At 76.3% G+C, this 4,233-nt stretch carries 4 protein-coding genes and 1 pseudogene; all 5 read left to right on the forward strand.

All coding sequences use genetic code 11. The features are described 5' to 3' along the window. Positions 1 to 273, forward strand: a 273-nt coding sequence (locus B7767_RS17585; RefSeq protein ID WP_306297965.1) for an RNA polymerase sigma factor, incomplete at its 5' end; no start/stop codon positions are given. Beyond that, a complete protein-coding gene (locus tag B7767_RS17590; RefSeq protein ID WP_085573022.1) occupies positions 270 to 1,121 on the forward strand; it encodes a hypothetical protein in 852 nt (283 codons plus the stop codon). The genes B7767_RS17585 and B7767_RS17590, both read left to right, overlap by 4 nt. Before the next feature lie 339 nt (positions 1,122 to 1,460). Beyond that, positions 1,461 to 2,339 (forward strand): ABC transporter ATP-binding protein, encoded by an 879-nt coding sequence (locus B7767_RS17595; RefSeq protein ID WP_085573023.1) that lies wholly within the window; start codon positions 1,461 to 1,463, stop codon positions 2,337 to 2,339. Continuing rightward, a complete protein-coding gene (locus B7767_RS17600) occupies positions 2,336 to 3,859 on the forward strand; it encodes an ABC transporter permease (protein WP_085573024.1) in 1,524 nt (507 codons plus the stop codon). Before B7767_RS17595 ends, B7767_RS17600 begins: the two co-directional genes overlap by 4 nt. Continuing rightward, positions 3,856 to 4,233 (forward strand): annotated as a pseudogene (locus B7767_RS17605) (ABC transporter); the annotation flags it as partial. The gene B7767_RS17600 and the pseudogene B7767_RS17605, both read left to right, overlap by 4 nt.

Raw genomic sequence — 4,233 nt, forward strand, 5'->3', positions numbered from 1 at the left:
GCCGGCGCACGGGGCCGGCTGCGGCAGACGCTGGCGCGGCTGCGGCACCGGGACGAGGCGTCGGCGGAGGACCGCGTGCTCGCGGGGGTGGAGCACGGCGACCTCGCCGGTGCGCTGGTCCGGCTGTCGCCGGAACTGCGCGCGGTGCTCCAGGCGACGGTCGTCGACGGGCTGACCACCCGTGAGGCCGCCGTCCTGCTCGGCATCCCGCCGGGCACGGTCAAGACGCGGGCGATGCGGGCCCGCAGGCAACTCCGGGAGGCGCTGGCATGACGCACGGAACGACGGGCTGGCACGTGTCCGAGGAGGACCTGCGGGCCTACGCGCGGGGCGGCCTCCCGGCGCCCCTGCTGTGGTCGGCCGACACCCACCTCACCGCCTGCGCGCACTGCCGGGCCGTCCTCGCCGAGGTGAGCGACCCCGTCGCCCTCGACGCCGGATGGGAACGGCTCGACGCCGAACTCGACGCGCCCCGGCCCGGATTCCTGGAGTCGCTGCTGCTGCGGCTCGGCATCGCCGACCACACCGCGCGGCTGCTCGCCGCGACCCCGGCGCTGCGCCGCTCCTGGCTGGGCGCGGTCACCGCCGTCCTCCTGCTCACGGTGGCCGTCACCGCCGGTCACGGCACCGGCGGCTCACCCACCCTCTTCCTCGCCCTCGCACCGCTGCTGCCGCTCGCCGGGGTCGCCCTGTCGTACGGGCCCGCGCTGGACCCGACGTACGAGATGGCGGTCGTCGCCCCGACGCACGGCTTCCGGCTGCTGATGATCCGCACGGTGGCGGTGCTCGGCGCCGGGCTCGGCCTCAACGGGCTGGCCACGCTCGCCCTGCCCGGGTACGGGCTGCGCGCCCTGACCTGGCTGCTGCCCGCCCTCGCGCTCACCGCGACCGGACTGGCGCTGACCGCCCGGCTCGGCCCGGTGCTCGCCCCGTCCCTCGTCGGCGGCGGCTGGATCGCACTGCTGCTCACGGCGGACGCCACCCGGTCCGGCACGGACGGCCCGCTCGCCCCGTTCACCGCGGCCGGACAGGGCGTGTCGGCGGCGGTCACCGCGCTCGCCGCCGTCCTGCTCGTCCTGCTCCGGGACCGCTTCGACCTCGACAGCCGAAGTACGGCCTGACGGCCGTCCGGCTCTCCGCCGGAAGGGGTGAACGCGGCCCGACGGACCCGGCTCCCCTCCTTCCACCGGGGGCCGATCACCCCGGCTCTCCGCCGGGGACGGGGCCGGCGACCCCCGGCCCCGACCGGGAAATCCGGCCGTCCACCCGGTGCACGGCCGGCCGGGGGTCTCGGTCATCCGTCCCGGTGCCGACCGACCGGGGATTCCCGGTCGGCCGGCACCGGCACCTCGTCGGCCGCGGCCACCGGCCGTCCGCCCCGGCTGTTCCCCGGCCCGGTGGATCACGGCCCGGCCGCCCCTTACTCCATCCACCCGCTTCCACCTGTACGGGAGTTCCGTATGACCCCCACCGTCTCCGCCTCCGGGCTGAGCCTCCGTTACGGCGGTACCCGCGCCCTCGACGACGTGTCGCTGCGGCTGTCCGCCGGTGTCACCGGGCTGCTCGGGCCCAACGGCGCGGGTAAGACCACGCTGCTGCGGGTGCTCGCCACCGCCGTACCGGCCGACCGGGGCTCCTTCACGGTGCTCGGTCACGACCCGGGCACCTCGCACGGCCGGCAGGAGGTCCGGCGCAACCTCGGCTATCTGCCGCAGACGCCCGGCTTCCACCCCGACTTCACCGCCTTCGAGTTCGTCGACTACGTGGCGATCCTCAAGGAGCTCACCGACCGCGCCGCCCGTCACCGCGAGGTGCGCAGGGTGCTCGACGAGGCCGGCCTCGGCGACGTGCGCGGCAAGCGGATCCGCAAGCTGTCCGGCGGTATGCGGCAGCGGGTGGCGCTGGCGGCGGCGCTCGTCGGCGATCCCGCGTTCCTCGTCCTCGACGAGCCCACCGTCGGGCTCGACCCGGAACAGCGGATGCGCTTCCGGGAGCTGATCGCGCGGGCCGGCGAGGGCCGCACGGTGCTGCTGTCCACGCACCAGACCGAGGACGTGGCGATGCTCTGCCACCGGGTCGTCGTCCTGGCCGACGGCACCGTCCGCTTCGACGGCACCCCCGCCGAGCTGACCGCGCGGGCCGCCGGCCGGGTGTGGAGCAGCACCGGACGCGATCCGGGCGCGATGGCCGGCTGGCGCACCGGACTCGGCACCTTCCGCAACGTGGGCGACCCGCCCGCCGGCGCGGACCTCCTCGAACCCACCCTGGAGGACGGCTACCTGCTCACCCTCGACGGCCTCGGCGGCCTCGGCGGCGCGAACGCGGAGGTGGCCGCGTGACCACGCTCACCGCCGGGCCCCCGGCCGCCACGGCCACGACGTCCGGCCCCCGCGCGTCCTGGGCGGCCGTCCTCACCCTGGCCCGCTTCGAGACCCGCCGGCTCCTGCTGCGGGTGCCGGTCCTCGTCGCCTTCGCGGTGTACCTCGGCGCGACGGTGTGGAAGACCCGCACCTCCTGGGACGGCTTCCCCGCGCTGCAGGACGCCGACCGAGCCACCCAGGGCGCGCCCCTGCTCGTCGGCCTCGCGGTGCTGCTCTGCGCCAACCAGGCCGTGCTGCGCTCCCGGCGGCACGACACCGACCGGCACTTCGCCGTGCTGGTGGTCCAGCCGTGGCGCCGTACGGCCGCGCACCTGCTGTCCGTCGCGGCCGTCGCGCTGCTCACCGGGGTGTGCGTGGCCGGCCAGTTCACCTGGGAGGCGCTCAAGCCCGGCGCGGTCGGGCACGGTTCGCCGGGCGAACTGCTGGCCGGGCCGCTGTCCGTGCTGCTGCTCGGCGTTCTCGGGGTGCTGCTGGCCCGGCTGCTGGCCTCCCCCTTCGTGGCCCCGCTGCTGATCGTCTTCCTCCTGTTCTTCGCCGTGCTGACCACGGGCTTCGGCAACGAGGGCTGGGCGCGGTGGCTGGCGCCGACGGTCGGTGAGAACACCTCCGACACGCTGCCGTCCGAGCTGCTGGGCCGCCCCGCCGCCTGGCACGCCCTCTACCTCACGGGTCTCGCACTGAGCGCGGCCCTGCTCGCGGTGCTGGTCTCCGGGGGCGCCCGGCTGCGGACCGTGCGGGTGGGCGTCGCCGGGGCGGTGGCGCTGACCCTGGTGGGCGCGGTGGCCCAGTCCCAGGGCGTGTCGCCGGAGACGACCGCGGCACGCACGCGGTACTCCGTCACCCCGGAGAAGGAGCAGCGGTGCGCCGAACGGGACACCGCGACGTACTGCGCCTTCCCGGAGTGGGGAGCGCGCACCGACGACTGGGCGGAGGTCCTGGACGGCGTGCGCTCCCTCGCGGGCGGCACCGCGCAGGACCTGCCGCTCGTCGTACGGCAGCGCGTCGAGGCGCGGTACGGCCTGGACAGCGACGCGGCGATCGACCCGGCCACCCGCCCCGGCGAGGTCACCGTCGGCACGGCCTGGGGCGGCAACCGGGTCCCGGAGTTCGCCGTCGCCGTGGCCGGTGTGCTGGTCACGGGAACCGAGGCGGAGGCGGGTGACATGTGCGACGGCCGGATGGTCACCGTGATGTGGCTGGCGCTCGCCGACCGGCCCGACCCGGTGTCGGACCTGCGGCGGGTGCGCCTGGACGACAGCGACACGGGCTCCGCGGTCGTCCTCTCGCAGACGAACCCGCTGTCCATGACCGCCGCGCAGACGGAGGTGGTGCGCGAGCTGCTGCAACGTCCCAAGGACGGGACCGCCGCGAAGGTGAGGGCGCACTGGGCCGAGCTGACGGCCCCGGAGGTGACGACGGACCGGGTCGCGGAACTGCTGGGCCTGGACGAGCCGGAGGCGAAGGACGAGTGCCTGTGAGGACCGTTGACGCGGCTCTGCTGCGGGCGACCGTACGGACCATGCCCTGGAGGGCGGTCGGAGCGGCCGGGGCCCTGGGCCTGCTGCTCGCCGCCGTGCCGAGGCTGATGGGCGAGGGGGCGGACGGCCGGCTGGCGCTGAACGTGCTGCGGACGTCCGCCGTGGCCTTCGCGCTGGGAGCGGCCTTCGTGCTGGACGACCCGGCCCGGCACACCACGGCCGTGGTCCCCGTCCGGCGGGCCGTCCGCCACGGACTGCGCGTCCTCCTCGTGGTCCCGGTCGCCGCCGTGTGGTGGACCGCCGCGCTGCTCCTGGTGCCCGCGCCCGTACGCCCCCCGGCCGCCGCGGTCACCCTGGAGGCGGCGACGGCCCTC

The organism is Streptomyces sp. 13-12-16, from assembly GCF_002114215.1.
Taxonomy (GTDB): domain Bacteria; phylum Actinomycetota; class Actinomycetes; order Streptomycetales; family Streptomycetaceae; genus Streptomyces.